Source organism: Pseudomonas putida (assembly GCF_028682455.1).
Lineage (GTDB): Bacteria > Pseudomonadota > Gammaproteobacteria > Pseudomonadales > Pseudomonadaceae > Aquipseudomonas > Aquipseudomonas putida_AA.
Genome location: NZ_JANHLD010000001.1, coordinates 799196 through 825281 on the forward strand (window position 1 = coordinate 799196; position 26086 = coordinate 825281).

Annotated in this window: 30 protein-coding genes and 3 pseudogenes; 29 read left to right on the forward strand and 4 right to left on the reverse strand. The window is 58.8% G+C overall.

Features of this window, described 5'->3' with window-relative positions:
• Positions 1–10 precede the first annotated feature (10 nt).
• The 15 genes from NPS58_RS03985 to NPS58_RS04050 all read left to right on the forward strand — a co-directional run bounded on the left by NPS58_RS03985 (position 11) and on the right by NPS58_RS04050 (position 9897).
• Entirely contained in the window at positions 11–505 is a 495-nt protein-coding gene (locus NPS58_RS03985) for a structural cement protein Gp24 (protein ID WP_274113723.1), read from the forward strand.
• A gap of 12 nt (positions 506–517) precedes the next feature.
• On the forward strand, positions 518–1516 hold the full coding sequence (locus tag NPS58_RS03990; RefSeq protein ID WP_274113725.1) for a DUF2184 domain-containing protein: 999 nt from the start codon (positions 518–520) through the stop codon (positions 1514–1516).
• Positions 1517–1526: 10 nt separating this feature from the next.
• Positions 1527–1787, forward strand: a complete 261-nt coding sequence (locus NPS58_RS03995; protein WP_274113727.1) for an STY1053 family phage-associated protein — start codon at positions 1527–1529, stop codon at positions 1785–1787.
• A 26-nt stretch (positions 1788–1813) separates the two neighbouring features.
• Positions 1814–2197: a DUF4054 domain-containing protein gene (locus NPS58_RS04000; RefSeq protein ID WP_274113730.1), complete on the forward strand. Its 384-nt coding sequence runs from the start codon at positions 1814–1816 to the stop codon at positions 2195–2197.
• A complete protein-coding gene (locus NPS58_RS04005) occupies positions 2194–2766 on the forward strand; it encodes a hypothetical protein (RefSeq protein WP_274113732.1) in 573 nt (190 codons plus the stop codon). The genes NPS58_RS04000 and NPS58_RS04005 overlap by 4 nt, the downstream gene beginning before the upstream one ends.
• Before the next feature lie 3 nt (positions 2767–2769).
• Positions 2770–3141, forward strand: coding sequence for a hypothetical protein (locus NPS58_RS04010; RefSeq protein ID WP_274113734.1), 372 nt, complete (start codon positions 2770–2772; stop codon positions 3139–3141).
• Positions 3142–3144: 3 nt separating this feature from the next.
• The gene (locus tag NPS58_RS04015) at positions 3145–3696 is read left to right on the forward strand and encodes a phage neck terminator protein (RefSeq protein ID WP_274113736.1); all 552 of its coding nucleotides are present in this window, start codon (positions 3145–3147) and stop codon (positions 3694–3696) included.
• Between the two features lie 21 nt (positions 3697–3717).
• The gene (locus NPS58_RS04020; RefSeq protein ID WP_274113737.1) at positions 3718–5196 is read left to right on the forward strand and encodes a DUF3383 domain-containing protein; all 1479 of its coding nucleotides are present in this window, start codon (positions 3718–3720) and stop codon (positions 5194–5196) included.
• A gap of 16 nt (positions 5197–5212) precedes the next feature.
• Entirely contained in the window at positions 5213–5653 is a 441-nt protein-coding gene (locus NPS58_RS04025) for a phage structural protein (protein WP_274113739.1), read from the forward strand.
• A complete protein-coding gene (locus NPS58_RS04030) occupies positions 5653–6090 on the forward strand; it encodes a phage tail assembly chaperone (RefSeq protein ID WP_274113741.1) in 438 nt (145 codons plus the stop codon). Before NPS58_RS04025 ends, NPS58_RS04030 begins: the two co-directional genes overlap by 1 nt.
• A 62-nt stretch (positions 6091–6152) precedes the next feature.
• On the forward strand, positions 6153–6284 hold the full coding sequence (locus tag NPS58_RS29540) for a DUF6889 family protein (RefSeq protein ID WP_425313049.1): 132 nt from the start codon (positions 6153–6155) through the stop codon (positions 6282–6284).
• On the forward strand, positions 6277–8007 hold the full coding sequence (locus tag NPS58_RS04035; protein ID WP_274113743.1) for a phage tail tip lysozyme: 1731 nt from the start codon (positions 6277–6279) through the stop codon (positions 8005–8007). Before NPS58_RS29540 ends, NPS58_RS04035 begins: the two co-directional genes overlap by 8 nt.
• A gap of 1 nt (position 8008) precedes the next feature.
• A complete protein-coding gene (locus NPS58_RS04040; protein ID WP_274113745.1) occupies positions 8009–8608 on the forward strand; it encodes a phage baseplate protein in 600 nt (199 codons plus the stop codon).
• Between the two features lie 3 nt (positions 8609–8611).
• A complete protein-coding gene (locus NPS58_RS04045; protein ID WP_274113747.1) occupies positions 8612–8923 on the forward strand; it encodes a phage baseplate plug family protein in 312 nt (103 codons plus the stop codon).
• A gap of 8 nt (positions 8924–8931) precedes the next feature.
• A complete protein-coding gene (locus NPS58_RS04050; protein ID WP_274113749.1) occupies positions 8932–9897 on the forward strand; it encodes a phage protein in 966 nt (321 codons plus the stop codon).
• Here the strand turns inward: NPS58_RS04050 and NPS58_RS04055 are convergent.
• A complete protein-coding gene (locus NPS58_RS04055) occupies positions 9894–10298 on the reverse strand; it encodes a hypothetical protein (RefSeq protein WP_274113751.1) in 405 nt (134 codons plus the stop codon). The genes NPS58_RS04050 and NPS58_RS04055 overlap by 4 nt on opposite strands.
• Before the next feature lie 94 nt (positions 10299–10392).
• On the opposite strand from NPS58_RS04055, the gene NPS58_RS04060 reads away from it, so the two are divergent.
• The 10 genes from NPS58_RS04060 (at position 10393) to NPS58_RS04105 (ending at position 16895) form a co-directional block, all read left to right on the forward strand.
• A complete protein-coding gene (locus NPS58_RS04060; RefSeq protein WP_274115347.1) occupies positions 10393–10989 on the forward strand; it encodes a Gp138 family membrane-puncturing spike protein in 597 nt (198 codons plus the stop codon).
• Positions 10986–11339 (forward strand): hypothetical protein, encoded by a 354-nt coding sequence (locus NPS58_RS04065; protein WP_274113754.1) that lies wholly within the window; start codon positions 10986–10988, stop codon positions 11337–11339. The genes NPS58_RS04060 and NPS58_RS04065 overlap by 4 nt, the downstream gene beginning before the upstream one ends.
• Positions 11340–12518: a baseplate J/gp47 family protein gene (locus NPS58_RS04070; RefSeq protein WP_274113756.1), complete on the forward strand. Its 1179-nt coding sequence runs from the start codon at positions 11340–11342 to the stop codon at positions 12516–12518.
• Between the two features lie 3 nt (positions 12519–12521).
• The gene (locus tag NPS58_RS04075) at positions 12522–13997 is read left to right on the forward strand and encodes a DUF2612 domain-containing protein (RefSeq protein ID WP_274113758.1); all 1476 of its coding nucleotides are present in this window, start codon (positions 12522–12524) and stop codon (positions 13995–13997) included.
• Between the two features lie 14 nt (positions 13998–14011).
• Complete coding sequence (locus NPS58_RS04080; RefSeq protein ID WP_274113760.1) at positions 14012–15004, forward strand: hypothetical protein; 993 nt, start codon at positions 14012–14014, stop codon at positions 15002–15004.
• Between the two features lie 16 nt (positions 15005–15020).
• Entirely contained in the window at positions 15021–15203 is a 183-nt protein-coding gene (locus NPS58_RS04085; RefSeq protein WP_274113762.1) for a hypothetical protein, read from the forward strand.
• 55 nt (positions 15204–15258) lie between these two features.
• Positions 15259–15879 carry a glycoside hydrolase family 19 protein gene (locus NPS58_RS04090; RefSeq protein WP_274113764.1) on the forward strand — a complete coding sequence of 207 codons (621 nt, stop codon included), beginning with the start codon at positions 15259–15261 and terminating at the stop codon, positions 15877–15879.
• Entirely contained in the window at positions 15879–16256 is a 378-nt protein-coding gene (locus tag NPS58_RS04095) for a hypothetical protein (RefSeq protein WP_274115348.1), read from the forward strand. Before NPS58_RS04090 ends, NPS58_RS04095 begins: the two co-directional genes overlap by 1 nt.
• Positions 16257–16285: 29 nt before the next feature.
• The gene (locus tag NPS58_RS04100) at positions 16286–16537 is read left to right on the forward strand and encodes a hypothetical protein (RefSeq protein ID WP_274115349.1); all 252 of its coding nucleotides are present in this window, start codon (positions 16286–16288) and stop codon (positions 16535–16537) included.
• A 64-nt stretch (positions 16538–16601) separates the two neighbouring features.
• Entirely contained in the window at positions 16602–16895 is a 294-nt protein-coding gene (locus tag NPS58_RS04105; RefSeq protein ID WP_274113766.1) for a hypothetical protein, read from the forward strand.
• Between the two features lie 286 nt (positions 16896–17181).
• Here NPS58_RS04105 and NPS58_RS04110 read toward each other — a convergent pair.
• Positions 17182–17980: pseudogene (locus NPS58_RS04110) on the reverse strand (tyrosine-type recombinase/integrase).
• 862 nt (positions 17981–18842) lie between these two features.
• Between NPS58_RS04110 and NPS58_RS04115 the strand changes: the two are divergent.
• Complete coding sequence (locus NPS58_RS04115) at positions 18843–20402, forward strand: sensor domain-containing diguanylate cyclase (RefSeq protein ID WP_274113768.1); 1560 nt, start codon at positions 18843–18845, stop codon at positions 20400–20402.
• 46 nt (positions 20403–20448) lie between these two features.
• Here NPS58_RS04115 and NPS58_RS04120 read toward each other — a convergent pair.
• Positions 20449–20760: pseudogene (locus NPS58_RS04120) on the reverse strand (hypothetical protein); the annotation flags it as partial.
• 104 nt (positions 20761–20864) lie between these two features.
• Between NPS58_RS04120 and NPS58_RS04125 the strand changes: the two are divergent.
• Positions 20865–22000 (forward strand): IS3 family transposase gene (locus NPS58_RS04125; RefSeq protein ID WP_274113772.1). Its coding sequence is split into 2 segments (ribosomal slippage): positions 20865–21120 and positions 21120–22000, totalling 1137 coding nucleotides; the frame shifts between segments, so codons are not numbered across the junction.
• Between the two features lie 34 nt (positions 22001–22034).
• Here the strand turns inward: NPS58_RS04125 and NPS58_RS04130 are convergent.
• Positions 22035–22549: pseudogene (locus NPS58_RS04130) on the reverse strand (IS3 family transposase); the annotation flags it as partial.
• A 621-nt stretch (positions 22550–23170) separates the two neighbouring features.
• Here NPS58_RS04130 and NPS58_RS04135 point away from each other — a divergent pair.
• Both NPS58_RS04135 and NPS58_RS04140 read left to right on the forward strand, forming a co-directional pair.
• Positions 23171–24481 (forward strand): nucleotide sugar dehydrogenase, encoded by a 1311-nt coding sequence (locus NPS58_RS04135; protein WP_274113773.1) that lies wholly within the window; start codon positions 23171–23173, stop codon positions 24479–24481.
• A gap of 89 nt (positions 24482–24570) precedes the next feature.
• Positions 24571–26052 (forward strand): glycosyltransferase family 2 protein, encoded by a 1482-nt coding sequence (locus tag NPS58_RS04140; protein WP_274113775.1) that lies wholly within the window; start codon positions 24571–24573, stop codon positions 26050–26052.
• Positions 26053–26086 lie beyond the last annotated feature (34 nt).

The window sequence follows — 26086 nt, forward strand, 5'->3', positions numbered from 1 at the left end:
GGGAATCCCGATGAGCAACGCATTTCTGTACCGCATGCCTGCGGGCATTCCTGGTGACGTGACCCGCGCCAGTCAATCGACCATCGAGCCGGTGTTTCTGAACCCGTCGCTGCCGTTCGTCGGCTTCGGCCTGTTCGGCAAGATCGACGGCGACAAGTTCGTGCCATTCGGTGCTGGCGATGCTGCTGGCGCTGAATACGGGCTGCTAGTTCGCTCGTACCCGATCACCGGTGGTTCTGGTTCCGATCCGCTCGGTACCTCGACGCCGCCAACCAAGGGTGTCGCTGACGTCCTGCGTCGCGGCTACATGACCGTGAAGCTGAACGCCGGTACCGCCGCCAAAGATGGCCAGGTGTATGTCCGCGTGGCTGTTCCCGCTGCTGGCAAGCCAATCGGAGGCATCGAAGCCGCAGCCGATGGAGCCAATACCGTCGCGATCACCACCGCCCAGTTCATGGGTGCGGCTGATGCCTCCGGTAACGTCGAAATCGTCTACAACATCTAAGGAGTACGCTCGATGAGCAATCTGATTCTGCCGCGCTCGATCAAGCGTGCGCAAACCCGTGACAACCTTCAGACCTTCGATGCGGCAACCATCGACTCTACCGGCGTGTTCCTGATCGGTGAGCTGGAGCGTTTGGACCAAAACCTGCACGGCCCGTTGGCTTCCGTAACCTGGACCCGCGACATCATGCTGCGTGAAGACGTGAGCATTGCTGATGAGCTGTCCAGCTTCACCAACAGCACCTTCGCCGCTGTCGGCGGCACCAATCCGAACGGAAAGGCCTGGATCGGTAAGGAATCCAGCGCCATCGCGAGCATGGCCCTGGACATCGGCAAGACCGCCAAGCCACTGACTCTGTGGGGCATGGAGCTGTCGTGGACGCTGCCTGAACTGGCATCTGCTCAGCAGCTGGGTCGCCCGGTCGATAGCCAGAAATTCACCGGCATGCAGCTCAAGCACAACATGGACATCGACGAGCAGGTTTATGTCGGTGACACCGATCTGGGTGAAACCGGCCTGGTCAACTCGGCTGCGGTCTCCAACGTCAGCAACGCTATCACCGGCACCTGGGGAACCGCCACCCCGGCGCAGATCCTGGTCGACGTCAACGACCTGCTGAACAGCGTGTGGGCTGCCTCTGCATTCGCCATCTGCCCAACTGAATTGCGCCTTCCTCCAGTGCAATTCAGTCAGCTGGTAAGTCGGATCGTCTCCGACGCCGGCAACATCTCGGTGCTGGAGTTCCTGCGCATCAACAGCCTGTCGAACTCCATCAACGGCCGTCCGCTGAACATCCAGCCGCTGAAGTGGCTGACCAACCGCGGTACCAGCAACCGCAACCGCATGATGGCGTACACCAACGAAGTCGACCGCGTTCGCTTCCCGTTGGTGCCGCTGCAGCGCACTCCGCTGGAATACCGCGGCATCCGCCAGATCACCACTTACTACGGCCGCCTGGGCGTGGTGGAGGTGGTTTATCCAGAAACCATCGGCTATCGCGACGGCATCTGAGGGCTCTATCATGGCAAAGCGCAATGTGATCAAGCCCTTCAAGCTGAACACCCCGGGCGGCGTGATCGAGTTTGCCGCCGGCACCCAGGTGATCGACGACCAATATGTCGATCACTGGTTTGTCCTGGCGCACCTGGAGCCCGAAGTGGCCGAGCCTGAAAGCGAAGAAGACGAGAAGAAGCGTCTGATCGCTGAGCTTGCCGCCAAGGGCATCAACGTCGGCGGCAACATCAAGCTCGAAACCCTACGCGAGCGCGTGGCCAAGGCCTAAGCCGACGCCTTAGACAGGATAGGACCATGGATGCAGCCAAGTTCCGAGCGGACTTTCCAGAGTTCGCCGATACCACGCAGTACCCTGATCATGCGGTGAATCTCTGGCTGGACTTGGCGAGCAAGACGCTTCCGCCGGATCGCTGGTGCGACTACCTGGATATCGGCATGGAGTTGTTCACGGCCCATAACCTGGCATTGGCCGCTGGCAACCAGGCCTCCGCAGCTATTGGCGGCGCACCTGGCCAGGTCAAAGGACCGCTCACCAGCAAGGCGGTGGATAAGGTCAGTGCCGGGTACGACACAGGCGCTGTAGCGCTGCAGGACGGCGGGTTCTTCAACCTGACCACCTACGGCATTCAGTTCCTTCAGTTGTCCAGGATGATCGGCTCTGTGGGGATCCAGCTATGACCATGACGGTTACAAAGGACAATGTCGGGAAGGTCCTGGCATCCATCCAGCGTCTTGTAGGTCAAGAGGTGCTGGTGGGCATCCCCGCAACCACCACCGAAAGAAGCGAAGGTGAGCCGGGACAACCGATCAACAACGCTCAGCTCGGCTACATCCATGAGTACGGCTCGCCCAAGGCCAATATCCCCGCACGGCCATTCCTTGAGCCCGGCGTCGAGGATCAGCGGGAAAGCATCGGTAACCATCTGCAAAAAGCCGCATCATCCGCCCTGAAGGGAGACGACGGAAAGCTTGATGCAGAGCTCAACGCCGCCGGGCTGATTGCCCAGGCCGGTGCACGCAACCGCATTACCAGCAGCAACTACGAACCGCTCTCGCCATCGACCATCCGCAACCGGCGCAAGAACCGCAACACGCAGTCCATGCGCGTGGAAGAGCAGAAGTACCTGGATCTGGTCGCTCAGGGAACATCACCGGCGCAGGCCCAGGCTGACGCGGGCATTCAGCCGCTGATCAATACCGGGCAGTTACGCAACTCCATCACCTACGTTATCCGCAAAAAGGAATAGATCATGGCGCAGCTCGATGTCTCTGAAATCCTGCTTGACCCGGATTTCATGGACAGAGGGCTGACCTGCACGCGATCTGTCCAGACCGTAGGCGACAACGGCAGGCCTACAGTCGCCGAAACGGTTACGTCGTTTGCTGGTGTTGTGACCAGTGATAAGGGCGACATCCTCGAACGCCTGGCCGGTGCCGAGCGCAAGAAAGGATCAATCCTGATCCATACCATCTTCCAGCTTACTGCCGGTTCTGGTGACACCACCGCCGACGTGGTGACTTGGCGCGGCAAGCAATACACCGTCTCCAACGTGAACGATTACGCCCACTTCGGGCGTGGTTTTGTCTGCGCGACCTGCGACCTCCTACCCCTGAAGGGATGACTCATGGCGAATACATCCGCAACCGGCGGTTATCTGGCGCCGGTGAGTGCGCCTGCGCCCACTCAGGACGTCGAGCTTGAGGACGTGCTGCAAGGCATGGTCAAAGGCATCACCGGTCTACCCGGGCAGTTCGTGCGGCCCAGGTGGCAAGAGAAGATCCCCAAACAGCCCGAGCCTTCGGTTAATTGGTGCGCGATAGGCGTCCACAGCACCAAGACCGTGGCATACCCGTCTGTGACTCATGACGGCGGTGCGGACGGGCACGACAGCTACGAAATGCACGAAGAGCTCAGGGTTGTGGCGAGCTTCTACGGCCCGCAGGCCCAGGCGTATGCATCAATTCTCCGTGACGGGATCTTTATCCCGCAGAACGGCGAGGCCATCCGCGCCCAGCGCATGGCATTCATTGGCGCGTCGGACGTCCTCCCGGCTCCGGAACTGGTCAACCAGCAATGGGTGCGCCGCTACGACATTTCCATCCAGATGCGACGCCAGGTCATTCGCGTCTACCCAGTCCTCAACATCCTGTCGGCTGAGCCAACAATCGTCGACTGATCACCATCCCCGGAGAAATCAATGCCTACTCTCGCCGTTTCGGACGTTGTAAACGTCCAGATCGTCATGTCTCCAAAGGCGGCCGCAACTCGAGACTTCGGGGCGCTGCTGATCCTGGGCGCTTCGAACGTGATCGACACGAACGAGCGCATCCGCCGTTATTCGACCCCGGATGCAGTGGCGGCTGATTTCGGTACTACTGCACCCGAGTACCTGGCCGCGAACCTGTTCTTCAGCCAGTCACCGCAGCCTGCAATTCTGTACATCGGCCGCTGGGCCAAGACGCCATCGTCGGCGCGCCTCAATGGCGGGGCGTTGTCGATCGCGCAGCAGGCGCTTGCGAATTTCACCGCTATCACTGCCGGTTCGATGAAAATCACCGTCGATGGGACGCTGAAAACCCTTTCCGCCCTGAACTTCAGTGCGGCAGCCAACCTGAACGCCGTCGCATCCATCGTTACCACGGCGCTCGCTGGGGCTACCTGCGTCTGGAACGCCAATTACAGCCGTTTCGAGATCACCAGCCCTACCACTGGCGCCACCTCGACGCTGACCTATGCCAGCAGTACCGGTACCGGAACGGACGTCTCCGCGCTTCTCGGCCTGGTCACCGGCGTGGCGTCTGCACCGGTGGGTGGTGTTGTCGCCGAGACGCTGATCAATTGCGTTACCAGCCTGGCCAGCTTGTCGAGCAACTGGTATGGCCTGCAGATTGCGGATACTTCTCCCAGCGACGCCGATGTACTCGGCGTGGCAGCGTTCATCGAAGGTGCCAGCCCGTCGCGCATCTTTGGCGTAACTACCCAGGCTGCGATCGCGCTGGACCCAACCAGCACCACAGACATGGCCTACAAGCTCAAGGTTGCGAACTACAAGCGCACCTTCTGCCAGTTCTCGTCTTCCAGCCCGTATGCCGCAGCGTCGATTTTCGGTCGGGCGTTTACGGTCAATTTCCAAGGCAATAACACGACCATCACCCTGAAGTTCAAACAGGAACCTGGCGTTACCGCAGAGGGCCTGAATACGACCCAGGCGGCCGCCCTGAAGGCCAAGAACTGCAACGTGTTCGTGAATTACAACAACGACACGGCAATCATCCAGGAAGGCGTGATGGCCAACGGGTACTTCTTTGACGAAGTGCATGGTCTGGACTGGCTGCAGAACGACCTGCAGACCGCCGTCTACAACCTGCTGTACACCAGCCCTACCAAGATTCCGCAGACCAACCAGGGCATCAACCGGATCGTCACCACCATCGACTCACGCTGTGACCAGGCGGTGAATAACGGTCTGTCGGCGCCGGGTCAGTGGAATGGCCCCGATGTGGGCGCGGTCACCTCGGGCCAGTATCTGACCAAGGGTTACTACGTCTACGCCAACCCCATCGATAGCCAGTCGCAGGCAGACCGCGAGGCCCGCAAGGCGCCGGTTATCCAGGTCGCCTTGAAACTGGCGGGCGCGGTGCATTTCGCCGACGTCATCGTCAACGTTAACCGCTGATCGGAGCTGATCATTCATGACCACCTATAGCTTTCTCGATGTAAACGCTACCCTGGTCGGCGCCGGTGCAGTGATTGACCTTGGCGCCGGATCTGCCAACGCCGAGGAGGGCATCTCTATTGCCCAGGTAGGCGACAAAAACACCATGCTGATTGGTGCAGATGGCGAAGGCATGCACTCACTGCACGCCGACAAGTCGGGTACCGTCACCGTTCGCCTGCTCAAGACATCCCCGGTCAACGCCAAGCTGATGGCGCTGTACGACGCGCAGAGCCTGAGCTCCAGCCTATGGGGGCAGAACGTCATCACGATCACGAACAGTGCCAGCGGCGATGCCATCGGCTGCCGGAGCTGTGCATTCAAGAAGCGGCCGGATCTGAACTATCGGAAGGATGGCGACATCGTCGAGTGGGTGTTCGATTCGATCAAGATTGACGCAATCCTGGGGACCTACTGATGAGCGAATTCGACCTGGGTGATAGCACCTATCGGATCGGGAAGCTGGACGCCTTCAAGCAGTTCCACCTGTCACGCAAGGTCGCTCCAATCATCCCGACGTTGATTCCAGTGTTCTTGAAGCTTCAGCAGAGCGCTTCCAAGAGCCCGCTCAGCGGCGACATTGGCTCTATGGCTGAAGTCATGGCGCCGTTCGCTGATGGCATCGCCGCCATGCCGGATGAGGCCGCAGAGTTCATCCTGGGCACCTGCCTGACGGTTGTCCAGCGTAAGCAAGGTGATCGCTGGATGCCGGTGTGGAGCAGCAGCCAGAGCACTTGCATGTTCGACGACATGGACCTGGGTGTCATGCTCCAGCTCACCTTCCGCGTCATCAAGGAATCCCTCGGCCCTTTTATCAGCGGGATGCTTTCCGGCCAGGGCACTCCGAAGGCATAACGGTCGAGCTTGAGCGCCTGCCTGGCGGAGAGGACTGGCTACTGCTGCCGGTTCTTGAAGGGCTGTGCCGGTACGAATCCCTGAAAGACGGCACGCTGAATCTCGCGGATATCGCCCTGATGAACGATGCGCTCCTGGTGCGCGCCGAGAACAAAGCGCGCATGCGCAAGGCCCTGGAGGACAGCAATGGCTGATCAAGACGTCATCAAGGAGTTTCTGGTCAGCCTTGGCTTCAAGCAGGACGAGAAAAGCCTCAAAACCTTCACCGGCGGCATCGACAATGCGACCAAGGCTGTTACACGACTGGTCACCACTATTGCCGGGGCGTCCCTCACTGTTGCGGCCGGTGTTTCTGCCTTCGCGTCCAGCCTTGAGGGCCTGTACTTCGCGTCGCAGCGGATCGGCTCATCGGCAGACAGCCTCAAGGCGGCAGACTATGCAGCCCGCGACCTGGGCGCATCAGCCAACGAGGTACGTGGTTCGCTTGAGGGCATGGCACGCTTTCTGCGCGAGAATCCAGGCGGTGAAAGCTTCCTGAAGGGGATAGGTGTCCAGACCCGGGATGCCAACGGCAACCTCAAAGACACTGCCGACCTCCTGGTCGGGGTGGGTGACAAGCTGCGGGCTATGCCCTGGTACCAGGCAAACCAATATGCCGGCGTACTGGGTATCGACGAGAACACCCTGCGGGCGATTCGCAGTGATGAGTTCGGGCGCAAGCTTGAGCAAAATCGGGCGAAGCTGCGCCAATCTGGTCTTGATCAGGCCACCCGTGACGCGCACGCGTTCATGGAGACCCTACGGGAAGTGGGGCTGCAGTTCGAGACGTTCTCGGTGCTGGTGCAGTCAGCGCTGATGCGCAAGCTTGGGCCTGACCTCGAGCGCTTCGCTCAGTGGTTTGAGCAGAATGGACCGGTGATCGCCGACCGAGTGGCGGATATCACTGTCAAGCTGGTGGAGTTGGTAGAGAAGGCCGGCCCCGACTTGGAAGAGATCCTGGACTTCTTCGTTGGGCTGGATGAGGCAACAGACGGTTGGAGCACCAAAATCATTGCACTGCTTGTCCTGCTCCGGGCGCTGGGAGCCGCTTCACTGGTTGGGGGGATACTCAGCCTGTCCAGGGCATTTCTCGCTTTGGGTACCAGAATTGCCGGTGCTGGTGCAGCAGCGCTGCTGCTCAGCGGAGACCAGTCGGAAGGCGAGAAGGCAGCCCAGGACCTGCAGCAAAAGGCAATCGCCGGGTCAAGAGAGGCAGCGGTGGCTCTTGCTCGCACACAACTCAAGAACAACCCCTTCAGTTGGTTTATCGAAGTGACTGAGGAGGACGTTCAAAAGCGTGCTGATTCGATCATGTCAGGAGAGCAGGCTGGCCAGGCGCTACCGGGTGGCATAGACATGGCGACGTTCGTCGCCGACTTCTTTGAAGAGCAAGGCTGGACACGGAACCAGGCGGCCGGTATCTCTGCCAATCTCGGGGCTGAAAGCGCATACAACCCCAAAGCCTTGGGGGATGCTGGGCGCGCACGCGGTATAGCGCAATGGCATCCGGACCGGCAAAAGGCCTTTGAGCAGTGGGCTGGTTTCAACCTTCGGGATGAGCGTGCCGACCTGGTCAAGCAGCTTGAATTCGTGCAGTACGAGCTGACTGAGGGGGCCGAGCAAAAGGCTGGGAAGCTACTTAAGGCCGCACAAACCGCGCAGGAGGCTGGCGCTACGGTGTCTCGATACTATGAGCGTCCAGCGCAAGCAGATGCCGCAGCGGCCATTCGAGGGGCAGCAGCAGTGCAAATCACCCAGAAGACCGAGATCAACGTCAACGGTACAGGCGACCCAGTCTCGACAGCCAACGCTGTCGGGGCAAATCAGGATAGGGTCAATCAGGATATGGTGAGAAACATGAGCTCAGCGGTGAACTGACATGCCGAATTTTGCTGGCTTCATCACCATCGACCCCAAACGCTCTATCGACACGCTGGTTGCTCATGTGACCCTGGAGGAGGTCTCCAGCGACGAACTTCAGATCACTGAGCATCCGGTGGAGATCGGGGCGAACATCACCGACCATTCCTACAAGCGAACTCCCGACCTTCTGGTCAAGTGCGGATGGAGCAATGCGAGCCTGGCCGGGGTTCTTGCTGGAGTGAAAGGGCTGGTATCAGCCGTTACCGGCGGCGATGCCTTCGGCTCTGACTACGTCTCCGGCATCTACAACCAACTTCTCGCTCTGCAGGAGTCTCGCATTCCCTTTGACGTGTCAACGGGAAAGCGCCTCTACAGCAACATGCTGATGCGCAGCCTCACTGTGACTACGGATGAGCGCAGCGAGTACACGCTGATGGTCACTGCGGTGTTCAAGCAGGTCCTGATCGTCGAGACGCAAGCGACGACACTGCCGCCGAAGGACGACCAGGCCGATCCGCAAGCCACGGCGGAGACATCGAATGCCGGGGTCAAGCAGGTGGCCACCGCATACCCAGCGCCGGGCGGTTCCTGGCAGCCACCAGGTGGGGGTGCATGACGTATGGCCAACTTCGAAATTCCGCTTTCACCGAATCCCCAGTCCTTTTCCATCACGCTCTCGGCGGTCGAGTATCGCCTGACGGTGCAGTTCCGGAACGCAGAGCAGGGCGGCTGGGTGCTCGACATCGCCGACACCAGCAATAATCCGATCATTGAAGGCATTCCCCTGGTGACCGGTGTGAATCTGCTGGAGCAGTACGGCTACCTTGGCTTCAAAGACATCCTTTGGTGCCAGACCACTGATGACCCGGATGCAGTTCCGACTTTCGACAATCTGGGGATCGGGTCACACCTCTACTGGTACACGGCCTAGGAGCAACCATGAGCGTTCCTCAATATCTCCGCCAGATCAGCCTGAAGATCGGGAACGACCAAGATGCCCTTGACCTGTCGCAGCTTCGCATCAGCTTTGCAGTACGCCGTGGCGACCTGAAGACGCCAAACTCTGCGGATATCAGGGTTTACAACGTCAGCGAAAATACAGCCAATCGTGCGGAGAAGGAGTTCGAGCGGATCGTCCTGCAGGCCGGTTACGCAGGAAACTTCGGCGTGATTTTTGACGGCACCATCAAGCAAGTGAGGCGTGGTCGCGAGAGTCAGACAGACACCTACATCGACATTACGGCAGCTGATGGAGATAGCGCGTACAACTTCGCGGTGGTTAGCGCTTCACTTGCGGCCGGTTCAACTGCAGATGATCACTTGCAAGCAGCCCTGCAGTCGATGGCATCGCGTGGCGTGACTATGGGCGAGAGGCCAGCGCTAGCGGCAAACAAGCTTCCGCGCGGCAAGGTGATGTTTGGAATGACCCGGGACTACCTGGATGTTTTGGGGAAAACTCAGGATCTCAGTTGGAGCATCCAGGACGGGAAGGTAACGCTGATACCCAACACTGCCTACCTGCCTGGCGAGGTGGTAGTGGTGACCTCTGCCACCGGCATGATTGGTTTGCCTGAACAAACCCAGAACGGCATCACCGTCCGAACGCTGCTGAATCCAGGGATCAGGATTGGTCGACGGCTACAAATCGACAATGCCAGCATCCAGCTTTACCGATATGGGCTCAGTACCAACGCGTTGGCAAACAACGAGTTTGTCGCACAGCAGGCGCGAATCGACGCCGACGGGATCTATCGTGCCATGGTAGTCAACCACTCTGGAGACAACCGGGGGCAAGCCTGGTACACCGACACCATCTGCATCTCCATCGATGCTACCACCCCGGTCGGCCTGCTCCCGCAGACTGGCGGCGTCGGGGCGGTCGGGCCTGTTAAACCCTACGGCTAGGGGCACATCTCTATTGCCTTGGCATGGGGCGTGTCCTGGTTCGGCGAGGCCAAAACTGTAGCCTTGCCATTAGATGACAGCTTCGCCATGACGTAAGCGTTGCTCGATGCGGTAGTCCTCACAGAGTCCTCGCGAACGATCACATACGATCCATCAAGGGCGCGACCAAAGCACCCGTTTTGCTGGAGCCGTGGGCCTTGAAACCGGTAGGCCATCCACCCGCTTTTGTCTGCCAGCGGCAGTTCACATGCCCGTTCGGGGTACAGGACTTCAATTGGTTGGGAGATATCGAACTTGTCTCCCCGGCACTGATGCCCTTTGCCTTGGGTAACCAACACCTGCTCTGCCATCGCCGATGCAGCGAACAGCATCAAAGCACTCATCAGAACAACTTTTTTCACGGTGAACTCCTTGGATAGACGCGAGCGCATTGACGATCCACTTGAAGGGCTCGCTATTGCCCTGGGCGGTTGGCAGTCAAAAATCTGGACGTCAATGCCCGGAATCATTCAATCCTTCGATCCAGGCGCAATGACTTGCACTGTACAGCCAGCAATCCAGGCATACGTCAGGGACGAGTCAGGGAATCTTACCAGCACAAACCTACCCCTTCTTCTAGATTGCCCTGTCCAATTTCCGGCCGGTGGTGGCTGCACACTGACCTTCCCGGTGGCGCCGGGTGACGAGTGCCTGGTGGTGTTCGCATCCCGCTGCATAGATTCCTGGTGGCAGTCCGGCGGAATCCAGAACCAGGCCGAGCTGCGCATGCACGACCTATCGGATGGCTTTGCGCTGTTGGGCTTCAGGTCACAGCCCCGAGTGATCGGCGCAATCAGCGGCAGCGCCGCTCAGTTGCGCAGCGATGACGGTGTGGCCTTTGTCGAGGTCAACCCCGCCACGCATGCCATCAACGCCACGACAACCGGCCCACTGAACCTGACAGCGCCCTTGGTGACCATCAATGGTGACGTCCAGGTCAATGGTCGAGTGGACACAACCGGCGACGTGAAAGCCGGCGTGATCAGCCTTCAGCAGCACCGCACAAGCGGCGTAACGCCTGGCAGCGGCACAAGTGGAGCGCCCGTTGTATGAGATACCGAGAACTCGACGCAAACGGCGACTACTCATTCGGCAACCAGCAGGCGGACTTTTATCGCGATTCGCCCGATGTCGTAGCCCAGGCGGTCAAGACGAGACTGCAACTCCACCGCGGCGAGTGGTTCCTTGACACCAAGGACGGCACCCCGTGGGAAACGGAGATCCTCGGCGAAAGGACCACAGCGACGCGTGATGCTGCGATCAAAAAACGCATTCTCGGAACTCAGGGTGTCGTCCAGATCGACAGCTTCGACAGTTCACTCGACCCAGAAACCCGGAGGTTTTCCGTGACGGTAACCATCACCACCGTGTACGGGCAGACCACCATCAGCGAGACACTGTAAATGGCCTCTCCGACAGCCCCTGTCATCTCCGCAACTGGGATCTCGGCACCTACCTATGCTGAGGTGCTGGACTACCTGAAGACCACTTACCGCTCGATTTACGGCGCGGACACATACCTCGAGAGCGATTCTCAGGACGGCCAGTTCCTGGCTTTGATTGCGCTGGCGATCAGTGACGCGAATGCCGCAGTCATGGCTGCCTATTTCTCCTTTTCACCCAACACAGCGCAAGGTGCAGGGCTCTCGAGTAACGTCAAAATCAACGGCATCGGCCGTGCAGTGCCAACCAACTCCCAGGCTGATCTCAAGATCGTTGGACAGGCAGGCACAGGCATTACCCAGGGTGTTGCCCAGGACGAAGCGGGCAACAAGTGGTTGCTGCCTGATTCTGTGACCATTCCGCCTTCCGGTGAAATCACGGTTACCGCAACCTGTTCCTCCGTGGGCGCAGTGTCCGCTGGACCGGGTCAGATCAACAAAATCGCTACCATGACACTGGGTTGGCAAAGTGTTACCAACCTGTCGGCCGCCACTGTTGGGGCGCATGCTGAAACCGACGCGGCGCTGCGACAAAGGCAAAAGCTCTCCGTGGCGTTGCCGTCCCGCACGGTTCTTGAGGGGATCACTGGCGCCGTGGCGACCATCGTCGGCGTTACTCGACTTGCCACCTACGAGAATGACACGGGCTCTACAGACGCCAACGGCATCCCAGGCCACTCGATTTCCCTGGTGGTGGAGGGCGGCGATGCCGCCGAAGTTGCCAAGGCGATCGCTGACAAGAAAACGCCAGGCACGGGCACTTTCGGCACCACTTCGCAGACCGTCACCGATGTATATGGTCGGCCAGTCACCATTAACTTCTTCAGGCCGACATATCGCGCCATCACGGCAGCCATTTCGCTGAAGGCCCTTGCTGGGTACAGCTCGACTGTAGGGGTTGCCGTGCAGCAGGTCGTCTCGGACTACATCAACTCCGTAGCAATAGGTGGCGACCTGAGTGGCACGGTGGAATGGGCTGATGCAATCACCGCTGCGAACAGTGTCCCAAACAGCAACACCTTCAAACTGACAGCCCTGACGCTGACAGGCCCAGCCGGCGCCGGGACGCCTGATGTTCCGCTCGCCTTCAATCAAGCCGCGCAGTCTACGCCGGCATCCGTAACCATCACGGTGACCTGACTCATGGCTGACACTACCGATTACACGGGGCGGATCACCAGCGAGCATTCCGACAAGCCGAAGTACATGGCCATGGTCGACGCTACGGTTCAGCCGCTAGTAGATGCGCTCAATGTGTCCAATGGGCTGCCGGTAGATTTCGACCTTGATAGCGCAGTCGGCGTGCAACTTGACCAGGTTGGCCTTTGGATCGGCATAGGGCGGCGCATCAACACCCCCCTCACCGGGGTGTACTTCTCATTCGATACCGAAGGACTGGGGTTCAATCATGGCGTGTGGAAGGGGCCATTTGACCCGGATACCGGGGTAATCGAGCTTGATGATGAAACCTACCGTCTGCTGCTGAGAGCAAAAATCGCTGCGAACCATTGGGATGGCACGATGGAAACATCAAAGCCGATCCTGGACGCTGTTTTCAACCCGAGGGGAGGCTCCGAATTTATCGATGTCACTGCGAACAACGAAACGTTCGCTGTGGGTGATGGGGTGTCCACTGAGTTTCAGCTTCGCTACCAGGGGCAGGCCGTCTACACGACCAGTTCGATGACGATCTACAGGACCGATTGGCAGGGCCAGCAACAGCTGTACTCGACGCCTAGAACGAACAACTACCTGTTCAACCAAGACCTGAGCAATGCTTATTGGGGAAAGGGGGCTGGATCAATATCATCAGCCGGGACGGTAGGCGATGTGGCGGTGTTCAAGTTCACGCCTGATACGGCCAACGCGGGACACCTCATATCACGAGCAGTGAGCATGCCGTCCGGCTCAACAGTAAATATAAGCTGGATAGCAAAGGCTGACGGTTATAAACGCTTGTCGGTACGGGTTGCGCCAGGCGGCCCGATCCTTGGGCGGGTACTTTTCGACGTGCTGGATGGCTTCATCGCCCAAAACAACACCGGGATCACTGCGGACATTGAGCCGTTCGGCGATGGCTTTTTCAGGTTCTCCGTTACGTTCCCTCTAGGGACAGGCGTCACTGGTGCCGGTGCAAACCTTGAAGTGGCAACTGACACCAATGGCCTCACCTTTGCCGGTGATGGGGCTAGCGGAGTCTTGCTGAGTTCGCCCCAAATAGAAATCGGCTTGATGACAAGCATCATCAAGACTGAGGCATCTGCGGTAACTGTCATCGACTACGCAGTCCAGCCCTTCAACAACATCGTGCTCCCGGCACCCCTCCCTGCTGGGGCCCAGTTGTCCTGGAGCGGAGAGGGTACAGCCTACGCTGCCGGCACCTATGCCTTCATTGAAGACAACCAGGACATGTCGATGACTATCGGCATAGCGGGGACCATTCCGTCGGCCATAGCTCTGGCACTGATCTCTGGTGGCTACATCTCCCTCAAGCCCTGCGGTGTTCAGGCCAATTACTACATTGCGACGTCCGTCGACAACGCCCCCCTGTTCGGCTTTGACATTGATAACGGAGTGATCTCCGGTTTCGATAAAGGCGCCTGGGGCACCTCTCTTTAACTTTGGAGTTACATATGGCTAACGACTTTCTGCCTTTTGCCGGGGATGCCGGTGCCAACGTTCTGACGCAGTCGGCATATGCTGCTTTGGGCGCCCGGACTACTGGTTTTCTAGCTGGCGTGGCCAAGTCTCCGGAGCTCAACAAGGTGTGGCGCCAGAGCTCCATCATGGCAGCATCCTTGGCGCAGGCGGTGGCAGACATTACCGGATCGGACATGATCGATAACGGCACCACTGCCGCTATCGTTGCCGCCATCAAGAACATGATGAAGCTTCAGGCGAACTCCACCACGATCGGGCCATCCGGCGAAAAGATGTCGACTTTGGCGGCCTCTGCCAGCGCGACGTTTACCGCTGACGAGGTAATCGTCAAAACATCCCTGGGCGGCGTGGCCTACGTCATCCCCAACGTGAACAAGACCATCAACCTTGCCACGGTAGGGTTGGGCGGGATGGATGTGGGCGCTGCTCCAGTCAACGGCTTCGTGTCGATCTATCTGGTGTACAACCCGACAACCGGAGTGCATGGGCTGTTGGCGTGCGCGGGCACTACTTCCGATGGTCCTGTGTATACCGGGGCCAACATGCCGGCTGGTTTCACCGCTTCGGCCCTGGTTTCATCGTGGGGCACCAACGCGTCTAGACTTTTGGTAATCGCCCACCAGAGCAACCGCCTGGTCTCCCTGATGCAGAACGAAGCCATCAACACCACCGTCCAGCAGCCGCTGCTCCAACCGATCACGCTCACTACTGTCCCGCCCAACGCTAAATCGGTATTGGGGTGGACCGGCGTGACATCGTCAGGCACCGGCCTGAACAAGATGATGGTGGCATCGAGGGCGGATGGCCTGGGCTGGTCGCAATGCACCATCTCCGGTGCCACCAATACCGACAACGCGTTCAGGGAGTTGTCGCTTATCACCCCGCGAACCATTTATTACAGCGTCACGGTGTCGACCGGCTCCCTGGTAAGTGCCACGGTTTCGGTAACTGGATACAGGTTCTGACAAAGAGGGCTACAGAATGTACGTGCAGTTTGAGGATGCGAGCGAACAGTTCATTGTCGCGCGGTTCGGTGGGCCGCAGGATGTTGACGCCTATCCGCATCAGGGGGAGGTGGACGAAGCCGATCCGCGCTACCTCGATTTTGTGGTCAGGGTTGGCGAGAACGATCGTGATTCGCCAGTGGTGCCTGTGGCTGAGTGAGCCAAATCTACCAAGACCGCCAGTTGGCGGTATTTTTTTGCCTGGAGAAAAGTTGATGCCGATCACCGAGCAGCAGCTGCTGCAGATCCTCCCCAGAGCCCGCCCTGTAGCGGGCATTTTTTTGCCTGCACTGAACCGGGCCATGACCCGCTTCAAGATCGACAGCCGGGTTCGTCAGGCAGCATTCCTGGCCCAGGTCGGGCATGAGTCGGGCCACCTGCGCAACCTGGTGGAGAACCTGAACTACAGCGCTGAAGCACTGATTCGGGTGTGGCCAACCCGGTTCAATTCCGCCCTCGCCAAGGAGTACGCCCGCCAGCCTGAGCGCATAGGCAATGTCGTCTACAACGCGCGCATGGGCAACATCCACGCGGGTGACGGTTGGCGGTTCCGTGGACGAGGCCTGCTGCAGGTGACCGGCCGGGCGAACTATGCGGCCGCCGGTGTCGGCCTGGGCCTGCCGTTGGAAGAGCAGCCGGAACTGCTCGAGCAACCGGAGCACGCCGCTATGTCCGCCGCCTGGTGGTGGGCGAGGCACGGGCTGAACGAGCTGGCAGACGCTGGCCGTTTCCAGGACATCGGCAGCATCATCAACACCGGCAAGCCGGGACGGGTCCCACATGGTGCTGCCGAGCGCAAGGCCTTGTATGACCTGGCCCTGAAGGTGCTGGTGTGATGCTGCCCGCCGGCAGTGGCCGGCTGCTGGCGTACCTGCTGGGCGCGCTGCTCCTGACCGGCCTGGGCGCAGCCCTCGGCATTTGGCAGGCCGCTGAACACTACCGGCCGCAGCTCGACGACACCAAGGGGCAGTTGGCCAGTTGCAAGGCCGCCCGGGGCAACCTTGAGGCTCTGGCCACTGAGCAGGGGCTGAAGCTGGGTGAACTGGTGCTGGCCGGCCAGCAGCGGCAGGAGCGAGCTGAGCAGGCAGTGAAGGAGGCCGCCGAGCTGGCGAAAGAAGACTTCGATGCGGCGAACCGCCTGCAGCAGGAGCGCACCGGTGGCGATCAGTGTGTGGCCGCCGAAACCATCATTAACCAGGAGCTTGGTCTATGAGTCGAATGTCCAGCTTTACACCTGGTGTAATGATGGTCGTTTTGTGTTTGATGCTGGCCGGGTGCGCGGCGCGCTCCGAGCCAGAGGTGCGCACCGTGCGCGTCGAGGTGCCGGTACAGGTGCCGTGCCGCGCGCCGGAGGTGACGGTACCGCCCTGGGCTGCTGCCGGACTGCAGAAGACTGACAGTCTGGAGGTAAAGGTGCGGGCACTTCTTGCTGAGCGCCGACAGAGAATCGGTTACGAGCGACAGCTGGTTGCCGCCAATCAGGCTTGCCGCTGATCGGTAATTGCCAGGTCCCAGGCAAATTCATAGCATGCTGTGTTTTTGTACAGTGGTGGGCAGTATGCGTTTCCTCATCCTGCGCCGGCGAAAGCTTGGCGTTGCCATTCCTGTCGGTCAACTGCGGAGGGTGCAGCCGCTGGCCGGCGACATCCAAATCAGTGAATGTCATAGCGACAGCCTGGGGCGTTCGACAATCAGCGCCTGGATCTTCAGTTCAGGGCCAGGCCCCGACGCTCTCCCGCGACTGCTCGACGTGAAAATCACCGGCATGGCCCAGGGCGGCATGAATCTCTCAGGAATTGAGGAAGTGGACGGCGCCTTCTATGCGCAGTCGTGGTGGTGCAGGGTGGAGTAGGGCGTGCATATAAAGGAAGGGAAGTGGTCGGCAGGACGCCGGAGACGGGCGCAGCAGGCTGCGTGAGATTTGCGTGACTCTACGTGACTCTTGAAAACACCTATAAGCAGTCGATTGCAGCGAGCGCTGAGTGAGGTGCCGTATTTACAAGGGTTTCATGGCTCCTGCACGCATGGGGTGCAAGGGGTCGAGTGTTCGAATCACTCCGTCCCGACCATTATATTCAATGACTTAGCCACCTTCGGGTGGCTTTTTCATTTCTGCGTGTGGGGACTTTTTCGGGACATCATCCGATTTTCCTCTTCAAGATCGTCAATACCGGCCCGCGTGAGTCGGTTGTTGATACCATGTTCGCAGCCTCAATCAGCTTCCCGAGTTCTGCGCCCGAGTAGTGACTTCCGATCTTCTTCAGTCACTCCCGCGGCGCGCAATCGGCGACCAAACGTATGCTTCAGATCGTGAATCCTGATCGAAGCGTATCCAGGGTGAGCGGGGCGAAGGTTTTCCTCCTGCCAGAGTTTCGCCGCTCTCACCCGCGCCTTCTTCCAGGCGGAGTCGTTCATGCGGTGCATTGCGGTGCCGTTGTACGGGAAAACCCACTCACGACTGATGCCGCGCTGCTTGTCGATGATCGACTTGGCCACGCTGTTCAGCACCACCAGACGCTCATCTCGGTTCTTCACTCCCGAGTTGGCGTGTCGGTCGCCGAAGTCGGCGGGAATCAGGAACACGCTCGTTCCAAGCTCCGGCACTGGAATCTCCCAATCCCACCTCAGTTTGCATACCTCCTGCTCGCGACAGCCTGTGTTCACCTTGAACAAGGCCATCGTCTGCAGGTGCACCGGAAGTCCCCGAAAAGGGTCAAGCTGCTCCAGGCACAGCGCGGTCAGCTTGATTGATGGTTGATCCTTGTGCTCGAGCAGGTATCGGGTGGCTGCATCCCGAAACGTCCTGATCTGGCGCACGCCATACACCTTCCGTTGTCGCATTTTCTCCAGAAGGTGAATCAGGTACTGCTCTGCTTCCCCCCTTTCACAAGTGCCAGTACTTTCTTGAATTCGTTCTCCCCGGTAGATCTTGTCGATTTTTCAGATGCCGCTGGGCATTTTCTGGAGGCCTGTGATTGCTTTTTTGGCCATGGGTTCTCCTTGTCGGTTTTCCCTTGGCGCTCGCTGCGGGGCCGATTGTTGTCCTGATTGGCTGCTTTTTTTCAGTTGCCATGGACTCGATGTAGGCGTCAGCCCAAGCGTCTAGCTCCAAGCGGTCGAAACCAACGCCCTGTTTCCCAATTGGAAACTCGCGGAGGTGGGGCCTGACGGTGTTCTTGAATTCGTCCTTGCACATGCCGAGGTAGCCGGGCGCATCTTTCGCGCGCAGAAACCTTGGCTACAGGCCGGGTTGAACGGCTGCAGTTGCATTTGCCATGGGTGGTTATCTCCACGCAGCCGGCGGCAGCGCAGTAGGAAGGGTTATGCGAGGAAGTGGTGGCCGACAGTCGCGGCCCGGGCGGCCTGCTCGGTGCGGAACATGAGCCGCGTCTTGCTGGTGCCATCATCGCTTCGGTTTCTTCCTCGTCTTCGTTGAGGGTCGGGAACGCCTGATGGCGAACCTACTCGATGGCAAGTCGTTCCGGAACGTCAAAGGTGGTCGTGATGGTCGTTTTGACGGTAACAACGGGCATGGGTCATCTTCGCCCGCGTATGTCGGCGGGCTTGAGTTGTAGGGCAGGGGGTGCTGAATCTTGCCGGTAAAGGGGTGCCAGTTCAGTCTGAGGGGTAGATATTTGTGATCAATGATTTCGATCTCTGTACATGCGCAGCAGTCCCAGTCCTAGGTAAAGCAGCTACGCTTAGTGCATCTATAGGTGCCAGAGAGCACTTTGATTATTGGAAATGATTGCCCCGGCGCAGATTGTCTGCAGTTGGGTAGTGGAGTCGCCACCAATCTATGAAGAGTCCCAGTCAATCGTCAATCGGCCTTCGCGGGCTGATACTTACATTCGTTTTGATCGCGGTTCTTTTCACCTTGGCCAACTGCCTACTGGTCGCTTATAGCGTGCAGCGGGACGCTCTTATTCATTCTGCCTTGGAAGCCAATCGAGCTTATGCATTCAAAGTGGCGACAAGCATCGACGGCTTCCTACGCTCGGTACATGAGCGGTTGACGTTCAGCAGTCAGATCCTTGGGCGTGATTTCAGCCCGCAATCACTCAAGGCAGAATCCTACCGACTGCAAGCTCAAGATTCGGAACTCGATACAGTGTTGGTGGTAGATGCAGCGGGCACAGTTTTGCAATCGCGTCCAGACCTGCTCGAAGTCGGCTCGACTGTCGTTGCCCGGGAAATGAAATTTGCTTTGCAAGAGCAACGACCCATGGTCAGTCATGTGTACACCGCTGCAAACGGCAAACTCATCGTCTTCGTGTCGCAACCAATCTTCAATCCGTCTGGTCAGTACCTTGGCTTGATTGGTGGCTCAATACAGCTTGAGCAGCATGGCGTAATGCACAATCTTATCGGTGAGCATCAGCTCAACGGAACTTTTGCCTTCGTCGCGGACGCCAACCGCCGCCTCCTGTATCACCCGGATCAAAAACGGATCGGAGAAGCACTGATTTCCAGTGCGACAGTAGATGCGGCAATACGAGGTGAACAGGGCCAGATGCAGGCCAGCAATTATCAGGGAGTGCCAATGCTGGCTGGATATGCGCAGGTCGCTGACGCCAAGTGGGCTGTCGTTACCCAGCAGCCGCGAGACGAGGCGCTCGCTCCTCTGAGCAAGTTGATGCGTGACATGCTGGTCAACATCATTCCCGCGGGCTTGATCGGCCTGCTGCTAATTACGCTGGGGGCCTTATTGATCAGTCGGCCACTTAGGCAACTCGCTAGGTATGCAACTGATCTATCGGCGGCTCAGGCAGGCACGCAACTGTCTACAATCCGAGCTTGGTACGCCGAAGCTGCCGCGATACGGCAAGCGTTAATAGCGAGCGTGCAGCTACTGCAGCAGAAAATCGGTACCCTGAGCCAGGCTGCTGATAGCGATCCTCTTACAGGACTGGCCAATCGCCGAGCGATGAATGCAGCGCTCAAGCGGCTAGACGATGCAGGCCATCCCTATGCCGTTCTAGCGTTGGACATTGATCATTTCAAGCGTGTCAACGACACGCATGGACACGATGTTGGAGACGAGGCGCTTAAGCACATCGCACGCATAATTGCTGGCTGCTCTCGCGCTGGTGACCTGACCTGTCGCGCTGGTGGCGAGGAGTTCTGCCTTATATTGCCCGACGCCACTCTGGATATCGCTCAGGAAATTGCCGAGCGCATTCGCTCCCTGATTGCTGTATCGGTGATGGAGCCGATTGGTACCCTGACCATGTCCATTGGCGTTGCATGTCGCGGATTAGAGACGCCAAACGCCCCAAGTATCCTCAAACGAGCTGACGAACGATTGTATCTCGCCAAGCAGAGTGGACGTAACTGCGTGGTGTCGACAAGCAGATAGAGGCAAGCGCTTGTGACGATCGGCAGGAGGCAGAGGGCGAGGCGGGTCATGGCTGCCCCCGCTTGAATTCGACGGCCCAAACCCAAGGGTTGGCGTCCCAGCTTTCTGGGCCGTTGATGGATCGCCATAGGCCGGCGAATGCCTTCGAAGCGTGAGTCTCCAGTGGAGCGGATCCGTCGTCAGGGCCAACCATGTAGCCGCGGCAGATCGGAAATCTATCATCAGGCCCGAAGTCAACTCCAACGATTCCCTCGGCCAGCGCCTGTTGCTCAATGATATCCTGCAGCCGCTCCACCCGCACGTCGATGATTTCCAGCAAGATACGGCTGGCCCAGCGCGGCATGTGGATCGAAGGCCTGTAGCCCATACCCTTCTGTCCTACGTGTTGGAGATGGTCGGCTCTGGACTACCCCCGGAAAGGTAGACATCCCCGGCCTATGCTTTGAGCGTAGGAGGAAGTCTATGAGTACCCAGCGATACACCCCGGAATTCAAGGCGGAAGCCGTCAGGCAGGTGGTTGAACGCGGCTATTCAGTCGCGGAGAGTGCCGCACGCCTCGGCGTCTCGACTCACAGCCTCTATAAATGGGTGAGCGCCGTCACCCCTGATAAATCAGAAAAGCAGGCCAGCGAATTGCTCGAAGCCAAGAGTGAAATCCTGCGACTACGGGCCCAAATGCGCCGCCTTGAAGAAGAGCGGGATATCTTAAAAAAAGCAGCGCGGTACTTTGCCAGAGAGCCCGAGTGAAGTACCGCTTCATGAACGAGCATCGTCATCAGTATGCAATTACCACGATGTACAGGGTATTGCGGATCGCTCGTGCCGGGTTCTACCAATGGCTGCACAAGCCCGTTTCTGAGCGCGACCAGGACAACGACCGCTTGCTGAAACTGATCCGCGATTCCTATGCGGCTAGCCGAGGGGTTTACGGTGCTCTACGCGTCTATGGCGACCTGCGGGAAGCCGGCGAGAGTTGCGGCAAACACCGCGTTGCGCGGTTGATGCGTGCCAACCGGATCAAGGCGTTGAGGGGCTATAAGGCGCCACGCCCAATTGCCGGGCGGCCGTCGATCATTGCACCCAATCATCTCAACCGAGCATTCACAGTTGATGCCCCCAACAAGGCTTGGGTGATCGACATCACCTATATCCGCACATGGCAGGGTTGGCTGTATTTGGCCGTGGTGGTGGATCTCTATGCGCGCAAGGTCGTGGGCTGGTCGATGAAGCCGACATTGGCCCGTGAACTCGCGCTGGACGCGTTATTGATGGCGCTCTGGCGCCGTCGGCCCAAGGAGCGCGTACTGGTGCATTCCGATCAGGGCAGCCAGTACGGCAGTGATGACTGGAAGCGCTTTTGCTTGGCCAATAACCTTGAGCAGAGCATGAGTCGGCGTGGCAACTGCTGGGATAATGCCGTGGCCGAATCGTTTTTCAGCAGTTTGAAGAAAGAACGGATCCGTAAGCGCATCTACAAAACCCGTGACTTGGCCAGGGCCGATGTGTTCGATTACATCGAAATGTTTTACAACCGAACCCGCCGCCACAGTCACCTGGGCGGCGTTAGTCCTGAGGCCTTTGAAAGCGCCTCGTTATGAGGCCGGGAAATGTCTACCGGCGTGGAGGTAGTCCAATCAAGCGTTGCACCACCTTCTCTGACAAACGCATACGCTGCCTGCTCAGCGAAGCTCGCATCGCCAGCAATGTCTTCTCCCGATTGGTCAGGACTTGCTGATCGATGCCCATATCTTTTTTTATGAGTTCATTCGCCTTCATCAACAGTTCGTGTTCAAGCTGCAGACGACGCACGTCGAGCCGAAGAGATTCAAGTTGCCGCTCCAACTCTTCTCGTTCCCGTGACGATGGAGCTTCTTGTCGCGTTCACAGCGCGATGATCCCGGCCTGCTTCATCGCTAGCGGGCGAGCTAGCCCGTCAGATCGACTGACGACGAGCGTGCGCAGTTATTAGGGGTGCAACTTGTGAATCCAGGCACGCAACGAAGATCCCGTGCTGGGTAGCCCAACGCCTTGATGGTGGAAGCGATGCAGCGCCCGTGGTCGAGATAGTACTCAACAGCACTTTTCCTTTGGGCCAGAGAGTACTTCGACTTCGAGAGCACATAGCCACGCGGCAGGTCGAGGCATCGGCCCAAACACGCTACTTCAGATCACCCTTTCCAAAGAAGTCGCGCAACGCCCGTTGCAAGAGTCCTTGGCATTGAAGCGTTGACGAAGGCGCGGCGTCATAAAAATAGCATCAAACGTCATATTTTAGTCGTCATTAATCTAGCGCGGAGCTTGGTTCGCTAATGCAACTCGGCTGCCGTAAATATATTGTCGCCATGAATCTGACAACTAACTTTGTCTTTCTATTGAATTCCTTTGTCGTCGTTGTTTTGGCGCCATTAAGTCAAAGTCATTGTTTGTGATTTATTTTTAAATTGCTCTATTGCTTTGATTTGCCTAAGTGCTCAATATGCGTCCCGGGCTGGAGCTAATGAAGAAAGCTTTCGTAGCTTTGGTAGTGCTGTACTCACTTTTATTTCGTCTATCTTGTGCTTGGTGTTGCCATTGTTTGTTATGGCGGCAATTGGCTCTCGTGTGGCTTTTCACAAGAACTATTGAAGTTACTAAATTTTATTTATGTAGGTCGGCGTACATGGCGCAGTCCTACTGTTTGCAGGTCGTGGATTAAAGTTGCCTGTAAATGGATACGGGAATGTTATAGGGACATTCCATGACCTTAAGTAGCAAGGAGCGTTCGTAGCATGCGAATCAGCATATTTGGTCTGGGTTACGTCGGCGCGGTATGTGCCGGATGTTTGTCGGCAAGAGGGCATCAGATCATCGGGGTCGATGTTCAGGCGCTGAAGATTGATCTGATCAACAGTGGCAAGTCGCCCATTGTCGAGCCGGGTCTGGGCGAGCTGCTCCAGCAAGGGATCGCCAGCGGCAGGCTGCGCGGCACGCTGGATGCCCGCGAGGCCGTCCTCGAAACCGATATTTCCTTCCTCGCACCGCCGACGCCGAGCAAGCGCAACGGCGACCTCGATGTGACCTACATTGAAGAGGTGTGCCGGCAGATCGGCGAGGTGCTACCGCTCAAGACCACCCGTCACACGGTAGTGGTACGCAGCACGGTGCTGCCGGGCACCCTGCGCAAGGTAGTGATTCCGACCCTGGAGCAGTATTCCGGGCTCAAGGCCGGCGTGGACTTCGGCGTGGCGGTGAACCCCGAGTTTCTGCGCGAGAGCACCGCGATCAATGACTACGACTATCCGGCGATGACGGTGATCGGCGAGCTGGACAGCACCTCCGGCGACTTGCTGGAAGAGATCTACCGCGAGCTGGATGCGCCGATCATCCGCAAGACCATCGAAGTCGCGGAGATGATCAAGTACACCTGCAACGTCTGGCACGCGGCCAAGGTCACCTTCGCCAACGAGATCGGCAACATCGCCAAGGCGGTCGGTGTCGACGGCCGCGAGGTGATGGAGGTGATCTGCCAGGATCACAAGCTCAACCTGTCCAAGTACTACATGCGTCCGGGCTTCGCCTTCGGCGGCTCCTGCCTGCCCAAGGATGTGCGCGCGCTGAGCTACCGCGCCGGCCAGCTGGACGTCGAGTCGCCGCTGATCGACTCGCTGATGCGCAGTAACGCCGCGCAGGTGCGCAAGGCCTTCGACATCATCGCCAGTTACGACAAGCGCAAGGTCGCGCTGATGGGGCTGTCCTTCAAGGCCGGCACCGACGACCTGCGTGAAAGCCCGCTGGTGGAGCTGGCCGAGATGCTCATCGGCAAGGGCTTCGACCTCAGCATCTACGATCGCAACGTCGAGTACGCCCGTGTCCACGGTGCCAACCGCGACTACATCGAGTCGAAGATTCCCCATGTTTCGTCGTTGCTGCGCTCCGATTTCGACGCAGTGGTCGCCAATGCCGACGTGATCGTCCTGGGCAACAGCGATGAAGCCTTCACGCCCCTGGTCGACCGGGTTCCCGCCGACAAGCAGGTCTTCGACCTGGTTGGATTCATGCGCCAGTCCAGCGGTGCCGGACTCGAAGGTATCTGCTGGTAGAACCGGTGGAGTGATGCTCGCGGGGCGCCCTGGCAACAGGCGCGGCGCCCCTGTTGCCGTGTTGTTGATAAGTCATACAGGTCCGAGACATGGATGTTTTTCAGAGTCGCCTGCGCACCGCCGCAGGGTGGTTACTGCTGGTAATCACGCTCATGGGGATGGCATTGCTGCTGCCGCGCAGCACATTCGACCCGGAGTCCACCGATTTCATTCTATTGCTGGGTGTCATTGGCATCTGGCGCTATTCCATGGGCGCCGTGCATTTCGTGCGGGGGATGATCTTCCTCTACCTGGTGTTCCCCTGGTATCGGCGTAAAGTGCGGCAGCTCGGTGCGGCAGCGGCCCCGTCCCATGTGTTTTTGCTGGTCACCAGCTTCCGCATCGAGGCGCTGACTACCGCTCAGGTCTACCAATCGGTGCTCCGCGAGGCCATTGCCTGCGGCTACCCGACCACCGTGGTGTGTTCCATCGTCGAGCGTTCGGATGAGCTGCTGATCGAGAGCCTGTGGCGGCAGATGAACCCTCCGGAGCGGGTCAGGCTGGACTTCGTGCGCATCGCCGGTACCGGTAAACGCGATGGCCTGGCCCATGGCTTTCGCGCCATTTCCCGGCACCTGCCCGATGACGATGCGGTGGTGGCGGTGATCGATGGCGATACCGTACTGGAGCAAGGCGTGGTGAAGAAAACCGTGCCCTGGTTCAAGCTCTTCCCCTCTGTCGGTGGCCTGACCACCAACGAGTTCTGCGAGGTGCGGGGCAGCTACATCATGAGCGAGTGGCACAAACTGCGTTTCGCCCAGCGCCATCTCAACATGTGCTCAATGGCGCTCTCCAAGCGTGTGCTGACCATGACCGGGCGGATGTCGGTATTCCGCGCCAGCGTGGTGACCAACCCCGGCTTCATCGCCGATGTCGAGAGCGACCACCTGGAGCACTGGCGCCTCGGACGCTTCCGCTTCCTTACCGGCGACGATAAGTCCAGTTGGTACAGCCTGATGCGCCTGGGCTACGACACGTTCTACGTGCCGGACGCGGCCATCAACACCGTTGAGCACCCGCCGGAAAAGAGCTTCATCAAGGCCAGCCGCAAGCTGATGTTCCGCTGGTACGGCAACAACCTGCGGCAGAACTCCCGCGCCCTGGGCCTTGGCCCCAATTGCCTGGGCTGGTTCACCTGCCTGGTGCTGGCCGACCAGCGCGTATCAATGTGGACCAGCCTGCTGGGGCCCACCGTGGCGATCATCGCCAGCCTCAAGTACGGCTTCGGCTTCCTGATGCTGTACCTGCTGTGGATCGGCATTACCCGCCTGGCGCTGACGCTGTTGCTGCTGGCATCCGGGCACAAGGTGGGGCCGGCCTATCCGCTGATCCTCTATTACAACCAGATCATGGGTGCGCTGGTGAAGGTGTACGTGTTCTTCCGCCTCGACCGCCAGTCCTGGACTCGTCAGAACACCAAGCTTAATCGCGACCTGGCCAGCTTCTCGCGCTGGTTCAACACCTGGTCTTCACGCGCCATGACCTTCTCGGCGGGCAGCGTCTTTCTGGCCTTGCTGATGTTTGTGGTGTGAGCGGCGAAATTGCCCAAGAAGCCTTGAAACCAGG